Genomic DNA, 15692 nt, shown 5'->3' with positions numbered 1-15692 from the left:
GGAATGCGCGTTTTCGCCTTTTCACTCGCCTGTATGGCTGCACCGTTGGCGGCAGCGGATCTAGATTGCGAAAATGCAATGACGCAGTTGGATATGAACCGCTGCGCGCATCAGGCCTATCTTTTGGCTGATGAGGATTTGAACCTCGCCTATAAGATGGCAAAGGACATGGCCCGTGTGGCTGATGAATATCTTGAAGAAGGACAGGAACCTGCGGTGATCATCCTACGCGATGCGCAGCGCGCATGGATCACCTTCCGAGACAAAGCCTGCGAACTTGAAAGCACGATGTTTCGAGGAGGATCAATGGCGCCGTTGATCTATTCCTCTTGCCTAGAGCGGGAAACCCGTGCGCGGACTGACTCCCTGCGGTTCTATGCCGAAGTCAATTGACGCATCGCCTTGTTCCCAACCTTGACACTGCGCCCCCAGCAAGCCAACCCTGCACGCAATGTTTGATTTACGACCTGTCGGATATGTAATCGGCCTGATGGTGGCCATGTTGGGGCTGACCATGTTGATCCCAATGGCGATCGATATCATCGATGGCAATGATCACTGGCCGGCATTTCTGCAAAGCGCGTTGTTTACCTTCTTAATCGGGGGGCTTGTGTCGTTATCCTGTCAGGACGGCAATCGACCCGGTTTGACCTTGCAACAGACCTTCCTTCTAACAACCGGCGTTTGGCTGGCCCTGCCGATGTTCGGGGCGCTACCGTTTATTTTGGGCGCGACCGAGGCGCGGCTGGTCGATGCCTTCTTCGAAGCGATGTCCGGCTTAACCACAACCGGATCCACGGTGTTTTCTGGGCTTGAAGACCTGCCCAAGGGTATTTTGCTGTGGCGCGGGATCCTGCAATGGCTTGGCGGCATTGGTATCATCGTTGTGGCCATGGTATTTTTGCCGGAACTTCGCGTTGGCGGTATGCAAATCTTCCGTTCTGAAGGCTTTGATACCTTTGGTAAAATCCTCCCACGGGCGACCGCAATTTCCGGGCAGGTATCCACCATCTACGTCGCGCTGACTTTTCTTTGCTTCCTGACCTATCTGATCGTCGGGATGGAGCCGTTTGATGCCGTCGTTCATGCTTTCACGACAATCGCGACTGGCGGGTTTGGCAATTACGACGCCTCTTTCGGAGCGTTCTCAGGCGCTGGTGAATATGCGGGTGCAATCTTTATGCTGCTCGCGGCATTGCCCTTTGTGCGCTACGTGCAGCTGGTGAATGGCTCCGCACAACCCTTGTTCCGGGATCGTCAGATCATCACATTCTTTGGCACCATTGCAGCGCTCGTCGTGCTGGTCGCTTTGGTTCTGTCTGTGGCGCAGGACCAAGCGATTGAACCGTCCTTCCGAAAGGCATTGTTTAACGTGACTTCGATCACTACCGGCACTGGTTATGCGAGTGCCAATTACATGCAGTGGGGCGGCTTTATGGTGGCGCTGTTCTTCTTCATCGGCCTCATCGGAGGCTGCGCGGGCTCGACAGCTTGTTCGATTAAAATCTTTCGCTATCAACTGTTGTTTTCGGCCATCAAAACCCAAATTCAAAAAATCCATACCCCAAGCGGTGTGTTCACCCCGCGCTATAACGGGCGGCCAGTGTCCGAAGATGTTTTGAATTCTGTGATGGTGTTCTTTGTGTTTTTTGTTGTGACGCTGGGTGTATTGGCCGTGTTATTGGGGCTGACGGGTCTGGACTTTGTGACGTCTTTGTCAGGGGCCGCAGCGGCGATTGCCAATATTGGACCAGGGTTGGGCGATACCATTGGACCGGCTGGGAATTTTGCGCCGTTGAATGACACTGCGAAATGGCTTTTGGCGATCGGGATGCTGATCGGACGGCTTGAGCTGCTGGCCGTCTACGCGATGCTTACGCCGCAGTTCTGGCGCGCCTAAGTGCTTGTTCAGCTTGGTTCTTCGATGATGTAATCTTCCCATTCTTCAATGGGGATTTCGAACTCAGATACCGTCATATCTTTCACCGAGACGCCGGCGTCATGCACGCTCTCTGGGGTGCCTGAAATCAGCGGGTGCCAATCGTATAGAGGCTTTTTTTCCCATAAAAGGCGATAGGCACAGGTCTTGGGCATCCAATAGGCGTGGGTGTCCAGATTGTCCGGCGTCAGCACGATGCATTCTGGGATGAATTGGTGGCGGATGTCATATTGGGCGCAACGGCAGTCACTGTCGTCCAGCAACCGGCAGGCAACGCGAGTCAGCGCGACATGGCCGCTGCCTTCGTCTTCCAATTTATTGAGGCAGCATTTGCCGCAGCCATCACACAGCGCTTCCCATTCTTTTTGGGTCAGCTTGTTCAACGGCTTCTTTTCCCAGAAGCGGGGCTTTAACCCCTGGCGTTCAATCGGGTCTTTGCTCATAGCGCAGCCAAGATCTTACGTGCCTTTGCGCAGTCTTCATCCATCTGCGCAATCAAGGCGTCTAGACCGTCGAATTTTTCTTCCGGACGAAGATATTCGACCAGACCAACAGATAGGGGGGTGCCATAGAGATCACCTGAGAAATCAAAGAGGTATGTCTCTATATTTGGCCGGTTCTCGCCAAACATCGGGCGTGTGCCCATGCTCGCGGCGCCATGATAGGTGCCTTTATGGGGGCCACTTAAGACGTCAACCAGCACAGCATAGACGCCGAATTTCGGCGGATGCAGGCCCTCGATTGACATATTCGCTGTTGGAAAGCCCAGCTCGCGTCCACGTTGTTCGCCGCCAATCACGGGCCCGTCGATGCGGTGCCAGTGCCCCAGCATGGCGGCCGCGTCGCGCGGACGGCCATCACTCAAGGCATTACGGATATTGGTGGACGAAACCTGACCGTCACCGCCGGTTACAAGCGGTGCAATGGTGACACCAAATCCCAGTTCTTTCCCAAACATTTGCAGATCTTCAGCGGTTCCGGCGCGGCCTTTGCCGAAACAAAAGTCAGCACCTACCACCACGTGCTTCAAGCCCAGGCCTACGATAACCTGCTCGGCAAATGCGCGCGGCTCTAGGCCAGCCAATGCTGTGTTGAAGGGCAGCTCATATAGCCGCTCAATCCCGAGCTTCTCCAACCGGTGCGCGCGTGCGTCAGAGCCAGTCAAGCGAAACGGCGGAGCATCTGGGGCGAAGTATTCACGCGGATGAGGCTCAAAGGTCATGACCCCCAAAGGCGCGTCTGGCGCAGCCTGACGTGCCAGTTCGATGACCGATTGATGGCCGATGTGCACGCCGTCAAAGTTGCCGATGGCGACGCTCGCGCCACGGTTTTCAGGGGTCATAAATTGGTAGTCACGAATGATGCGCATGGGGCAGGGTTAACTCTGCCGCCAGTCGCATGCAAGCCTGTTTGGACGCAAGATTAGTCGAACTTGCGCGACGGTGCCATCACCATGGCTTCGCCGATCAAGACCTTTTTACCGTCGACCATGCAACGGCAATCCAATTTCACGCGACGCTTGTCGATTTGAATATCCATCACTTCGACCTCAGCGCGCACCAAATCACCGGGGCGCACTGGTGCGAGGAACTTCAAGGACTGACTCATGTAAATGGTGCCGTGACCTGGCAGTTGCTCGCCGATAACGGCTGAGACAAGGCCTGCGGTCAGCATGCCGTGGGCGATACGACCTTCAAAGATCGTATCGTTGGCGTAATCGTCATCCAAATGCACTGGGTTGCGGTCTGTTGAGACCTCAGAAAACTTCTCGATATCTTCATCGGTGACCACCTTCTGAACATAGCGCACCATGCCCATTTCGATGTCTTCAATGCAGATCGTTCCGCGAGGCAAATTATCCAACATACCACCCTCCGCCCAATCGGGCTCGAAAGAAAAGGGCGGTAAGTCGCCCTGTTGGGCAACTTTATTACTTTGCAGATGCAGAAAATCAAGCTTTATTTATGTCAGCGTAGGTGACCAATTGTGTAGGTCGGATTTGATTTTTCTGTTTCTAGATAGGTGTTTAGAAGATCTGGGTCAGGCTGGTGCGACGTTTTTGTTTCTGCGGCTGCGAGGCCGCCGGAAATAAAGAGGGAATCAATATCCTCTCCCATGGCTCCTTTTATGTCGGTGAGAACACCGTCGCCGATGGCCAAAATCCGGCTGTCTGGCACGTCTTTGCCCAGTTCTGCCAAGCGGCGTCGCGCCAGATCGTAGATCGGTGGGTGTGGTTTGCCAAAGTAGAGGCTCTCTCCGCCCATCTCTGTATAGAGTTTTGCAAGCGCGCCCGCGCACCATTCGCGCACTTCGCCGCGGTCGACGACAATATCGGGATTGGCGCAGAGCAGTTTCATGCCTTTGGTCTTGGCATACAAGAAATCAGCGCGGTTCACATCCGGATCGGCCATTGTGTTAAAGGGACCGCAGCAGACGATGCCTTCTGCTTCGGCCAGCGGTACGCGTTGGATTTCGACTGGGTTTTCAAGCAGGCTCAGCGGCTCAAAGAAGCCTTCGTCGCGCTGCCATTCCCCCATGAAGTACACCTTTTCGCCCACCACACCACGGAACATCGCAGAGCGCGCGGAATCGCCGGAAGTTGCGATGGTGTCATAGGCGTCAGCTGGAACGCCAAATTGTCCGAGCTGCTCAGCAACACCCGCGCGTGGTTTTGGAGAGTTGGTCACCAGAACCACGGTGCCGCCTTGAGCGCGATAATCTTGCATGGCTTTCACGGCACTTGGGAAGGCTTTGACGCCATTGTGCATGCAGCCCCAAAGATCAACGAACAGCGCGTCGTATTTTTCAGAGACTTCGGAAAGATGGGTGATGATCTGGGTCATGCTATTCGTCCTGAGGAGGGCGTACCGATAAATGGTGATTGGCCCGTTGCTTGGGAGTTTCTTATCAGGATGCTTTGACGCGTTCCATCAAGAGTGTCGGGCGACCCCGAAATTCAGTATTCAAAGCGTCTTTGAAACCCAGTTTCAGAGCTACGTTTTTAGACGCCATAAAGTCCTCGTCCAAAATACAGACGGTTTTTGGCATGTCCAAATGTTCATCAGCCCAAGACAAAACGGCGCGCATGGCTTCTGTGGCGATGCCTTTGCCATGTGCCTTTGGGGTAAGAACCCATCCTGCTTCAGGGATGCCACGAATGGATGGCTGCATATCGCGAAAGTAATCTGCAATGCCAACTTCACCGTAGAAGGTTTGATCGTGGAGGTCTTCGACAACCCAATAGCCGTAACCCAACATGGGCCATGCTCCCATGCCGCGCATCAAGCTTAACCAAGAGTCGCTAAGTGACGCAGGTGTTCCGCTGATGTGTTGAACCACGATCGGATCCGCCCAAAGGGCAGCGTGATCTTCAAAGTCATCTGTGCGAAAGGCGCGCAGGCGCAGGCGTTCTGTGGTCAGCGTAGGGGCTGCGATAAAGGACATGGTTTTATCTTTCCAATGCGGTCACAGTCTATTGCAATTCACCATAAAAAAAGGCGCTCGATTGAGCGCCTTTCTGACTTGGTTTAAGCGGATAATCAAACCTTCAGGTTTGGAATGATCTGCTTTTTGCGGCTCATGATGCCTGGCAGAACCAGAAGGTCACTGGAGGCATCCGCATCAAAAGACTTCGCGGCAACGGTTTTCACCAGATCGTTTGGTACAAATAGCGTCGCTTCTTCGTTCAGGATGTCCACGACAAACAGCAGAACCTGATCAACGCCGTCTTCTGCTTCGACCGTTTTAAAAGAGGCCATCAAGCTGTCTTTGCGATCCAGAACCAGCTTTGGCGCTGTGGTTTCCAGAACAGAAACGCGGAACTTGGTGCCGTCGACTTCATATTCTTTGGAGTCCATGCGGATCAGCTCGGCATCAGAGAAAGCAGAGATGTCGGACTTCGCTTCGAACATCTCAGAGGCATATGCACCCAGATCGATGTTCAGCTCGGCCGCCAGTTTTTCAGCCAGCGCTTTGTCGTGCTCAGTTGTGGTTGGGGAGCGGAATTCCAACGTGTCGGACAGGATGCAGGATAGTGTCAGGCCTTTGACCCAGTCCGGCATTTTCGCAGCATCATCACCCATCAGGTCATACATGATGGTTGCGGTGCACGCCAAAGGACGGATTGTGATGTCGATTGGGCCTTTTGTTTCCAGACCGCCCACCAGTTTGTGGTGGTCGATGATCGCTTGAACGTCCAGATCGTTTACGTTTGCTGGCAGCTCGGCAGGGTTGTTGGTGTCAACGATGACGGCCGCCTGACCTGCATCAAATTCCGTCACGATGCGTGGCTTTGGGCAACCCCATTTTTCTACAACAAACGCCGCTTCGGTGTTTGGTTCGCCCAGCAGAACAGCTTCGGCTTTTTCGCCTTTGATTTCGTTCAAATACCACGCCCAGATGATTGGGGAACCGGTGGAGTCTGTGTCGGGGGATTTATGGCCAAATACCAGAGTCGTCATGATCTATCCTCGATCTTTCCGCGTTGGGAATGCAAATTTGAGGGCCTTATACGGGCAGAGAATCTGGTTGTCACGTGACAGGAATTCGCAGGGATTAAAAAAGAAAAGGCCCGGTGCGTAACACCAGGCCAGATCGAGGATTTTGGTCTCAATTACGCTAGCAGATCAAAGCGATCTGCATTCATGACTTTGGTCCATGCGGCCACAAAGTCTTTCACGAATTTCTCTCGGTTGTCGTCCTGCGCATAGACCTCGGCATAGGCGCGCAGGATAGAGTTGGAGCCAAAGACAAGATCGGCGCTTGTCGCAGTCCATTTGACTGCACCGCTTGCACGGTCTCGCAGCTCATAGGTGCCGTCTTCCAAAGGGTGCCAGCTATAGGCCATGTCGGTCAGATTTACGAAGAAGTCTGACGTCAGCGCACCTTCATTGTCGGTGAACACGCCGTGTTTGCTGCCACCATGGTTGGTGCCAAGGCCGCGCATGCCGCCCAGAAGCACAGTCATTTCCGCCGCGGTCAGCCCCATCAGCTGGGCACGGTCCAAGAGCATTTCCTCAGCGGAGACCGCATAGGTTTCCTTCTGCCAGTTGCGGAAACCATCTGCGAGCGGTTCCAGCACGCTGAAACTGTCCGCATCGGTTTGGCTGTCGTCTGCGTCGCCGCGACCGGGTGTGAAGGGTACATCCACGGAATGACCGGCTGCTTTTATCGCCATCTCCAGACCAACATTGCCCGCAAGAACAATGGTGTCGGCAACAGAAGCTCCGGCCTCTGCAGCGAGTGGCTCGAGTACGCCCAGAACCTTGGCCAGACGGGTCGGTTCATTGCCTGCCCAGTCTTTCTGTGGCGCCAAGCGAATGCGAGCGCCATTTGCGCCGCCGCGTTTGTCAGAGCCACGGAAGGTCCGGGCGCTGTCCCATGCGGTCGCGATCAATTCGGCAGAGCTGAGTCCGCTGTTTGCGATCTTCGCCTTAAGCGCGGCAACATCATAGCCTGTGTTGCCAGCCGGAATTGGATCCTGCCAGATAAGATCTTCTGCGGGCACATCCGGCCCATAGTAGTTCGCACGCGGCCCCATATCACGGTGGGTCAGTTTGAACCATGCGCGGGCAAAGGTGTCTTTGAAATACTCCGGGTCCGCCATGAAGCGCTGGCAAATCTCGTTGTAGATCGGGTCGACCTTCATCGCCATATCCGCGTCGGTCATGATCGGGTTCTGAGGTTTTGAGCTATCGCCAGCATTGGTTGGTTTTTCGCTGTCCGGCATATTCACCGGCTCCCACTGCCATGCGCCGGCAGGTGACTTTTGCAACTCCCATTCCCAATTAAAGAGATAATCAAAGTAACCCATGTCAAATTTGGTGGGTTCTTTGGTCCAAGCGCCTTCAATGCCAGAGGTGAACGACTTAGACGCCGTGCCACCGTGGTTCGGGTTATCCCAACCAAAGCCTTGATTTTCGATACCAGCGGCTTCTGGTTCTACACCGATATTATCGCCCGCAATCGCGCCATGTGCCTTGCCGATGGTGTGGCCACCACAGGTGAGCGCCGCGGTTTCGTCATCATTCATCGCCATCCGAGAGAATGTCTCGCGCACATGCAGTGCCGTGCGGGCCGGATCAGGTTTGCCGTTCACACCTTCTGGGTTCACATAGATCAGCCCCATGTGTACGGCAGAGAGCGGGTTTTCGAGCGTGGAGGCATCATCGAGATCGTCGTAGCGATTTTCCGAAGGCGCGAGCCATTCCTTCTCTGACCCCCAATAAACATCGGTTTCCGGTCCCCAAATATCTTCACGGCCAAATCCAAAGCCGAAGGTTTTTAGACCCGCCGCTTCGTAAGCCATATTGCCTGCGAGGATGATCAGGTCAGCCCAAGACAGCGCATTGCCGTATTTCTTTTTCACAGGCCAAAGCAGGCGGCGGGCTTTGTCGAGGCTGGCGTTATCTGGCCAAGAATTCAGCGGCGCAAAGCGGATGTTGCCAGAACCCGCACCGCCACGGCCATCTTGCATCCGGTAGGAGCCAGCAGAATGCCATGCGAGTCGCACCATAAGACCGCCATAAAACCCCCAGTCCGCAGGCCACCAATCCTGGCCATCGCTCAAAAGCGCTTTCACGTCGGCTTTCACACCGTCATAGTCGAGGTCCTTTACGGCTTCGCGATGGTTATAGTCGGCATCCATCGGGTTCGTGCGTGCGCCATGCTGGTGCAAGATGTCTAGGTTCAGCGCATTGGGCCACCACTTGGTGACCGGCTTATCCATCGCGGTATTGCCGCCGTGATTGACTGGGCATCCACCGAGACCTGATGAATTGTTTCCGTCCATAATGACACTCCTGACTAAATGATGGCTGGTTCTGGAATCAGCCTAAGCGGTGAATTTGATAATCTCCAATTGAAAAAACCTTTGCCTCTGATAACTTGGGGTTATGATTAACTTCACCCTCAAACATTTCCGCTATTTTGATGCGCTTGCGCGGCATGGGCATTTTGGTCGCGCGGCCGAAGCCTGCTCGATTTCCCAACCTGCGCTTTCGGTTCAGATAAAAGAGTTAGAGGCCATGATGGAAGCGCCGCTTGTGGAACGCACTGCGCGCCAGATCAGGCTGACCACCTTGGGCGAGGAGTTCCTCGTAAGGGCGCGCAAAGTGTTGACTGAGGTGGAGGCCATGGGTGATCTCGCGCGATTGTCAGAAGGGTCGATCAAAGGCACGCTGCGCATGGGGGTTATTCCCACGATCGCGCCGTATTTACTGCCGGCCTTTATTCGAGGCTTGTCTGACGAGCTTCCCGATTTAGAGCTTCGCCCCAGGGAAGCTGTGACGCAGACTTTGTTGGAAGACCTGCGGCACTCTCGGTTGGATTTTATTGTGGCAGCCTTGCCGGTCTCGGAACCCGCCTTTCAGGAATTTCCGCTTTTTGATGAGGAGTTCATTCTGGTCCGCGCAGCTCAGGACGCGAACAAACCGGTGCCCAGCCCGAAGAAATTGCAAGAAATGAAATTATTGCTGCTGGAAGAGGGGCATTGCTTTCGCGATCAGGCGCTTTCTTTCTGCAACATCAAGAAATCTGATCCGAGCCTTCTGATGGAGGGATCATCTCTCGCGACGCTTGTTCAGATGGTTGACGCGGGCCTTGGTTTGACGCTGATCCCTGAAATGGCAGTGCCTTTGGAGCGGCGGGGTACCTCCGTGTCGTTGGCCCAGTTTACGGACGCCACACCAAAACGCACCATCGGCATGATCTGGCGAAAGACGAACCCTTTGGAGCAACAACTCAAAGGCCTCGCAGAAATTCTGAAAGAGATCGGTGAAACCCGGCGTTGGCGCTTTGAGGAAGGCGTTTGACGTCTGGATATCCGCTGACTAGGGTGAGGCATCTGAAAAGGAGACCCTGACAATGGACAAAGCCCAGTAAGCCGTCATCGACTTTGGCGTATCTACGCCCTACCTTTTCAGAGGAGCACCCTGACAATGGACAAGACCAGCTAACGCCTGCGGGCGCATAGCCTCTGCTTTTACGCAGAAAATTACCATTTCATTCAGGGGGTCATTATGCCCAAATCCAAAAAACCTGCGCGCAAGCGCAGCGCCGGTCTTCTTGTATCTAAGAAGCCAGCGTTGAAATCACCTGTTCAATCAGCACCGAAACAACATTTGAAAGGTGCTAAGTCGCAGCTTTCGGCTGGCGGACGTCCCAAACTCTTCCCTGGGCGTACAGGCGGTCGCTAATCTGATCCTGCCCGGCAAGCGCTTCCAAGCTTGATGCCGGGCAGGGCTTTAGGGCAAGGTGCGGGCATGAAAGAAACCGAGTTATATGGTCCGGTGAAGGCCTGGCTTGAGGGGCAGGGGTTTGACGTCAAAGCAGAGGTCGGCGCGGCGGATGTCGTGGCCTGTCGCGCGGATGAAGACCCTGTCATCGTCGAGCTGAAGACTGGGTTTTCTCTGACGCTTCTGCAGCAAGCTGTTGCGCGACAACGCTTGTCTGACTGGGTCTACGTTGCCGTACCTCGTTGGAAGGGAAAATCGGCCTGGAGATCGTTCAAAGCCAATGTGGGCCTTTGTAAACGGCTTGGTGTTGGCGTGATTTCGGTCAATCTGGCGGATCATACGATCCATGTACATGCCGACCCTTCTGAGTTTCGTCCACGGAAATCAAAACCCCGCAAAGGGGCTTTGCTGAAAGAGTTCAGCCGTCGGGTGGGCGACCCGAACCTTGGCGGGACAAACGGCAAAATCGTGACCGGCTATCAGCAGGAAGCGGAACGGTGTCTGGCCTTTGTGATTGAGAATGGTGCAAGTCGGGGAGCGGATGTGGCCAAAGGCGCAGGCGCGCCATCCGCCACCGCAATTATGCGTGACAACCATTATGGCTGGTTCAACAAGGTGGAACGTGGTGTCTATGCGGCGAGCCCCGAGGGACTCGCCAGAAACCAATCTTAATTGGACATGGTTTTAAGGTTTGCCGTGCTAATGCGGTTCTCAAACATATGCGGCATGTAGATCGTATCGCCTAAAACTGTGATATCCGCTGTGCTTTGCGGCATTTGCAGAACCTCAGTGGCCTGACCATCAACGACAGAGAAGACTTTTCCGTTCATCCAATCGTTCACGATGAAACCTTCTGCTGTTTTGGCGACGCCATCAAGATTGCCCAGCTCTGCGACAATCGTAGTGGCTTCTTTTGTTGCAATGTTCACAGCGAGCAAATCGCCCGGTTTTTCGGATGAAAAATCTTGCTGCATCCCCGGTCCCCAATGGCCGATCACCAAAGTCACGCCGTCGGTCCAAAGTCCGTTTGGGTGGGGCAGGTCTGCTGCAGAGTAGAACGTTGATACTTCGCTGCCATCAAAGCTGTAGATCACGCCGGTAAACATATCAGAGATAAAGGCCCGATCACCGGAGGCTGTAATGTCGTTCAAAAAGGCCGCGCCTTCTGGGGCAAAAGTCTTAGAGATTTCTCCAGTGGTTCGATCGACGACATGGAATTTAGTGAGATCAGAAACCAGTAGGCTGTCGCCAAAGAGCGCCATTCCCTTTGGGGCATCCATGCCGGTAGACCACTTCTGGTCAATGATGTTGCCATCAAGGGAAACCAAGCTGATGTAGCCAGCACCATCTGCTTCAGCTGGATGACCAACAATGTTGGATACATAAAGCTGCTCGCTGGAAGCGTCGGCGGCGATGGATTCAGGATGTTCAAACCCGGTGATCTCCCATGCGTTGGCAGTGGAAGCCATCAGGGCGAATGCAATAGCGAAGTGTTTCATTGGGGATGTCCTTTCGTGTTGTTCTTACTCGAAAGGAGGTATTTTTGATCCATATTGCAATATTGAGCGAATTAGGTATCAATTAGTGATACGAAATAGCAGGTGTTGGTATGGAAAACAGATTGCTTGCGGATGCATTTGAGATTCTGAAACGCACATTACGGGCGCGGGGCATGACCTATGCCATGGTCGGTGAGGCGCTGGGCCTGTCAGAGGTTTCTGTTAAACGCATGTTTGCGCAGCGCGATTGCAAGATGTCCCGGCTGTTTGAGCTCTGTGACCTGCTGGAGCTGCCCCCTGAAGAGGTGCTGCAACGTGCAAGGCGCACGCAAGCCGCTGCAGCTTATTTGCCACGCGAAACTGAGGCGGTGCTGGCAGCAGACGCATCGCTGTTTCATTTTTTCATTCTATTGCGCGAAGATTTCCCAGCGCCAGAAATTGCAAAGATCTATGGGCTGACACCGCTTGATATTGATCACTATGGCCGCTCGCTGGAAATGATGGGCCTCGCAGAGTTGATGCCGGAAGGGCAAATCCGCCTGAAGGTGCCCCAGCCGATTAAATTCCGCCCATTCGGGCCGCTTCATCCGCACGTCAAACGGATCAGCCAGCAATTTGTTTTGGATACAATCGATAAGGCAAATGATGAGGATCTGGCATTTACGACTATGGGGCGGCGGATGTTGCCTGATACGGTGCGGCAAGTCGTTAAAGAAATGGGGGAGTTCCAATCCCACATCGCCAATCTTGCCCGGCAGGACCAAATGATTGCCTCTGATAAAGAGCTTGTTTCGTTTAAATGGACCGCTGCCATGGGAGTTTTAAGCTATCCCGATCTGCTTGAAATCCAATCTGTGAAACGACCTGCAATCGTCGCAAAAGCAGTTTAATTCGACGATCCTTTTATTTTTTCGGATGTGTTGACTCTATCTTAAGACATGCCTAGCTATTTCGCTGTTAGCACTCGCCGACTGGGAGTGCTAATCGCTCCGCTCGGAGTGAGGGAGAAACTAAGGTAGGGAAACCTAAACATGGCATTTACACCATTGCATGACCGCGTGTTGGTTCGTCGCACTGAAAGCGAAGAGAAAACAGCAGGCGGCTTGATCATTCCAGAATCCGCAAAAGAAAAGCCTTCTGAAGGCGAAGTTGTTTCTGTAGGCGAAGGCGCCCGTAAAGACAGCGGCGAGCTGATTGCTCCAGCTGTATCTTCTGGCGACAAGGTTCTGTTCGGTAAGTGGTCCGGCACCGAAATCACCATCGACGGTGAAGAGATGCTGATCATGAAAGAGTCCGACATCATGGGCATCCTGTCCTAAGTCGCCGACCCTGAACATCAAACCAACGATTAGAATTTAGGAGCTATCAAGATGGCAAAAGAAGTCAAATTTGATACCGATGCACGTAACGCGATGCTTCGCGGCGTGAACGTACTGGCAGACGCCGTAAAAGTTACTCTGGGCCCAAAAGGCCGTAACGTTGTGCTGGATAAATCCTTCGGCGCGCCACGCATCACCAAAGATGGTGTGTCTGTTGCGAAGGAAATCGAACTGGAAGACAAGTTCGAAAATATGGGCGCACAGATGGTTAAGGAAGTTGCTTCCCGGACCAACGACGAAGCAGGCGACGGTACAACAACCGCGACTGTTCTGGCACAAGCCATCGTCAAAGAAGGTCTGAAGCAAGTTGCTGCTGGCCTGAACCCAATGGACCTGAAGCGCGGCATCGACCTTGCGACATCAAAAGTTGTTGAAGGCCTGAAGAGCGCGGCACGTGAAGTTGCTGACTCTGCAGAAGTGGCACAAGTTGGCACAATCTCTGCAAACGGCGAAGCTGAAATCGGCAATCAAATCGCAGATGCGATGCAAAAGGTTGGCAACGAAGGCGTTATCACTGTTGAAGAAAACAAAGGTCTGGAAACAGAAACCGATGTTGTTGAAGGCATGCAATTCGACCGTGGCTTCCTGTCTCCTTACTTTGTCACCAACCCAGACAAGATGGTTGCGGACCTCGAAGACTGCATGATCTTGCTGCACGAGAAGAAACTGTCTTCCCTGCAGCCAATGGTTCCACTGCTTGAGCAAGTGATCCAGTCTCAGAAGCCTCTGCTGATCATCGCTGAAGATGTTGAAGGCGAAGCGCTGGCAACTCTGGTTGTGAACAAACTGCGTGGCGGTCTGAAAATCGCAGCGGTTAAAGCACCTGGTTTCGGCGACCGTCGTAAAGCAATGCTGCAAGACATCGCGATCCTGACTGGCGGCCAAGTGATTTCCGAAGACATCGGCATGAAGCTTGAGTCCGTAACTATGGACATGCTGGGCACTGCGAAGAAAGTCACCATCACCAAGGACGAAACCACTGTTGTGGACGGCGCTGGTAACAAAGGTGAAATCGAAGCACGTGTTGGCCAGATCCGCACACAAATCGAAGAAACAACGTCTGACTACGACCGTGAGAAGCTGCAAGAGCGCGTTGCCAAACTGGCAGGCGGTGTTGCTGTGATCCGCGTTGGCGGCATGACTGAAGTTGAAGTGAAAGAACGCAAAGACCGCGTTGACGATGCACTGAACGCGACCCGCGCAGCGGTTCAAGAAGGTGTTATCGTTGGTGGTGGTGTTGCTCTGGTACAAGCCGGTAAAGCACTGGCAGGCCTGGAAGGCGCTAACGCTGACCAGAACGCAGGTATCAAAATCGTTGCACGCGCAATCGAAGCACCTCTGCGTCAGATCGCTGAGAACTCCGGCGTTGACGGTGCGGTTGTTGCTGGAAAAGTTCGTGAAAGCGACGACACAGCGTTTGGTTTCAACGCACAGACTGAAGAATATGGTGACATGTTCGCATTCGGTGTGATTGACCCAGCGAAAGTTACACGTACAGCTCTGGAAGACGCAGCATCCATCGCGGGTCTGCTGATCACAACCGAAGCTATGGTTGCTGACAAGCCATCTGAAGGCGGCGCAGGCGCACCTGCAATGCCAGACATGGGCGGCATGGGCGGCATGATGTAATCAGCCGCACATTTGTGTGAATTGAGGGCCGTACCGGTTGGTGCGGCCCTTTTTTATGGCTAATGCATAGGTGTGAAGGCGGAAGCTTTCGACGAGAATATTTTTTAAAAAAGTGAAAGCAGAGGCTTTGCGGGTATTTCTTCTCACAGCACTGACCATGGTGGCCTTTGCGGCGAATTCTGTTTTGAATAGAATGGCGATTGTCGACGGCGGCATGGATGCGGTTTTATTTGCCGTTCTGCGTCTGCTTGCAGGGGCCGTAATCCTTGCGGGAATATTGCTTTGGCAGAAGAAGGCCTTTGAGCTTAAGGCCGATCTGCGTCCTGCCGGCGTGCTGTCTTTACTGGTCTATATCTTTGGCTTTTCAGTTGCCTATATAGTTTTGCCATCCGGCGTCGGCGCGCTTTTGCTTTTCGGCATGGTGCAAATCACGATGTTTATGGCGGCTGTCATCGAAAAAGATGTGATCCCCGCGAAACGTTGGTTCGGCACGGGGCTGGCTTTCCTAGGTCTTTGCTGGATGCTTTGGCCACAACCGGACGCCGAAACCCCTCTGATGGCCATGGGTGCAATGTTGATCGCTGGTTTGGGCTGGGGCGTCTATTCATTGGTTGGACGCTCCACCGCTGATCCGGTCAAAGCGACGGCGCTGAATTTCATTCTTGCGGCACCGATTGGGCTGGTGTTGCTGTTCCTTTTGCCGGCGGATTTAAATGCCTATTCGGCGCAAGGCGTGGCCTTGGCAGTTCTATCAGGTGCGGTGACGTCCGGACTTGGCTATGCGCTTTGGTATTCGGTTGTGCCTGACCTTGGCGCCACACGGGCCGCTGTAGCGCAGCTGAGCGTTCCAGTGATCGCGACAATTGGCGGCGCGGTGTTGCTGTCTGAGGCCGTAACGCTGCAGCTGCTAGTGGCAACGGTACTGGTCCTCGGTGGTGTCACGTTGGCGATTTGGCGCAAATAGCCGTCACAAAGATATTCCCCTGAAGTGAGCCGCCCTTCGCTATGATGA

General features: G+C 53.8%; 17 protein-coding genes. 9 read left to right on the top strand and 8 right to left on the bottom strand.

The window, feature by feature from the left end; all coding sequences use genetic code 11:
• The first annotated feature begins 3 nt into the window (after positions 1–3).
• Together JXQ85_RS08925 and JXQ85_RS08920 are read left to right on the top strand one after the other, a co-directional pair.
• Positions 4–393 (top strand): lysozyme inhibitor LprI family protein, encoded by a 390-nt coding sequence (locus JXQ85_RS08925; protein ID WP_421748549.1) that lies wholly within the window; start codon positions 4–6, stop codon positions 391–393.
• Positions 394–451: 58 nt separating this feature from the next.
• Positions 452–1900 (top strand): TrkH family potassium uptake protein, encoded by a 1449-nt coding sequence (locus JXQ85_RS08920; RefSeq protein WP_421748548.1) that lies wholly within the window; start codon positions 452–454, stop codon positions 1898–1900.
• Positions 1901–1908: 8 nt separating this feature from the next.
• Here the strand turns inward: JXQ85_RS08920 and JXQ85_RS08915 are convergent, their stop codons facing one another.
• The 7 genes from JXQ85_RS08915 to katG all read right to left on the bottom strand — a co-directional run bounded on the left by JXQ85_RS08915 (position 1909) and on the right by katG (position 8729).
• On the bottom strand, positions 1909–2382 hold the full coding sequence (locus JXQ85_RS08915) for a YcgN family cysteine cluster protein (protein ID WP_421748547.1): 474 nt from the start codon (positions 2380–2382) through the stop codon (positions 1909–1911).
• Complete coding sequence (locus JXQ85_RS08910) at positions 2379–3308, bottom strand: bifunctional riboflavin kinase/FAD synthetase (RefSeq protein WP_421748546.1); 930 nt, start codon at positions 3306–3308, stop codon at positions 2379–2381. The genes JXQ85_RS08915 and JXQ85_RS08910 overlap by 4 nt, the downstream gene beginning before the upstream one ends.
• 53 nt (positions 3309–3361) lie before the next feature.
• Positions 3362–3805, bottom strand: coding sequence for a MaoC family dehydratase (locus JXQ85_RS08905; protein ID WP_421748545.1), 444 nt, complete (start codon positions 3803–3805; stop codon positions 3362–3364).
• 101 nt (positions 3806–3906) lie between these two features.
• Positions 3907–4782 (bottom strand): TIGR01459 family HAD-type hydrolase, encoded by an 876-nt coding sequence (locus tag JXQ85_RS08900; RefSeq protein WP_421748544.1) that lies wholly within the window; start codon positions 4780–4782, stop codon positions 3907–3909.
• Between the two features lie 64 nt (positions 4783–4846).
• Positions 4847–5383, bottom strand: coding sequence for a GNAT family N-acetyltransferase (locus tag JXQ85_RS08895; protein ID WP_421748543.1), 537 nt, complete (start codon positions 5381–5383; stop codon positions 4847–4849).
• Between the two features lie 95 nt (positions 5384–5478).
• Positions 5479–6399, bottom strand: coding sequence for a manganese-dependent inorganic pyrophosphatase (locus tag JXQ85_RS08890; protein ID WP_421748542.1), 921 nt, complete (start codon positions 6397–6399; stop codon positions 5479–5481).
• A 152-nt stretch (positions 6400–6551) separates the two neighbouring features.
• A complete protein-coding gene (gene katG / locus JXQ85_RS08885; protein ID WP_421748541.1) occupies positions 6552–8729 on the bottom strand; it encodes a catalase/peroxidase HPI in 2178 nt (725 codons plus the stop codon).
• 103 nt (positions 8730–8832) lie between these two features.
• Here katG and JXQ85_RS08880 point away from each other — a divergent pair, with 103 nt between their 5' ends.
• The 3 genes from JXQ85_RS08880 to JXQ85_RS08870 all read left to right on the top strand — a co-directional run bounded on the left by JXQ85_RS08880 (position 8833) and on the right by JXQ85_RS08870 (position 10845).
• Positions 8833–9750, top strand: coding sequence for a hydrogen peroxide-inducible genes activator (locus tag JXQ85_RS08880; RefSeq protein ID WP_421748540.1), 918 nt, complete (start codon positions 8833–8835; stop codon positions 9748–9750).
• A gap of 207 nt (positions 9751–9957) precedes the next feature.
• Positions 9958–10134 carry a hypothetical protein gene (locus JXQ85_RS08875; RefSeq protein ID WP_421748539.1) on the top strand — a complete coding sequence of 59 codons (177 nt, stop codon included), beginning with the start codon at positions 9958–9960 and terminating at the stop codon, positions 10132–10134.
• Positions 10135–10200: 66 nt separating this feature from the next.
• Positions 10201–10845: a DUF2161 domain-containing phosphodiesterase gene (locus tag JXQ85_RS08870; protein ID WP_421748538.1), complete on the top strand. Its 645-nt coding sequence runs from the start codon at positions 10201–10203 to the stop codon at positions 10843–10845.
• On the opposite strand, the gene JXQ85_RS08865 is transcribed toward JXQ85_RS08870, so the two are convergent.
• Positions 10842–11672, bottom strand: a complete 831-nt coding sequence (locus JXQ85_RS08865; protein ID WP_421748537.1) for a hypothetical protein — start codon at positions 11670–11672, stop codon at positions 10842–10844. The two genes, JXQ85_RS08870 and JXQ85_RS08865, sit on opposite strands and share 4 nt — an antisense overlap.
• A gap of 110 nt (positions 11673–11782) precedes the next feature.
• Here JXQ85_RS08865 and JXQ85_RS08860 point away from each other — a divergent pair, with 110 nt between their 5' ends.
• From JXQ85_RS08860 to JXQ85_RS08845, 4 genes are all read left to right on the top strand, one after another.
• Positions 11783–12562 (top strand): helix-turn-helix domain-containing protein, encoded by a 780-nt coding sequence (locus JXQ85_RS08860; protein ID WP_421748536.1) that lies wholly within the window; start codon positions 11783–11785, stop codon positions 12560–12562.
• A 141-nt stretch (positions 12563–12703) separates the two neighbouring features.
• Positions 12704–12991, top strand: coding sequence for a co-chaperone GroES (locus JXQ85_RS08855; RefSeq protein WP_421748535.1), 288 nt, complete (start codon positions 12704–12706; stop codon positions 12989–12991).
• 51 nt (positions 12992–13042) lie between these two features.
• Positions 13043–14680: a chaperonin GroEL gene (gene groL, locus JXQ85_RS08850; RefSeq protein ID WP_421748534.1), complete on the top strand. Its 1638-nt coding sequence runs from the start codon at positions 13043–13045 to the stop codon at positions 14678–14680.
• Positions 14681–14807: 127 nt separating this feature from the next.
• Entirely contained in the window at positions 14808–15644 is an 837-nt protein-coding gene (locus JXQ85_RS08845) for a DMT family transporter (protein WP_421748533.1), read from the top strand.
• Positions 15645–15692: the final 48 nt, after the last annotated feature.

This window comes from Cognatishimia sp. (assembly GCF_049116455.1).
In the GTDB taxonomy this organism is placed as follows: Bacteria; Pseudomonadota; Alphaproteobacteria; order Rhodobacterales; family Rhodobacteraceae; genus Cognatishimia.
Note: the sequence above shows the minus strand (reverse complement) of the source record. Positions and strands in the feature narration are given on the sequence as shown.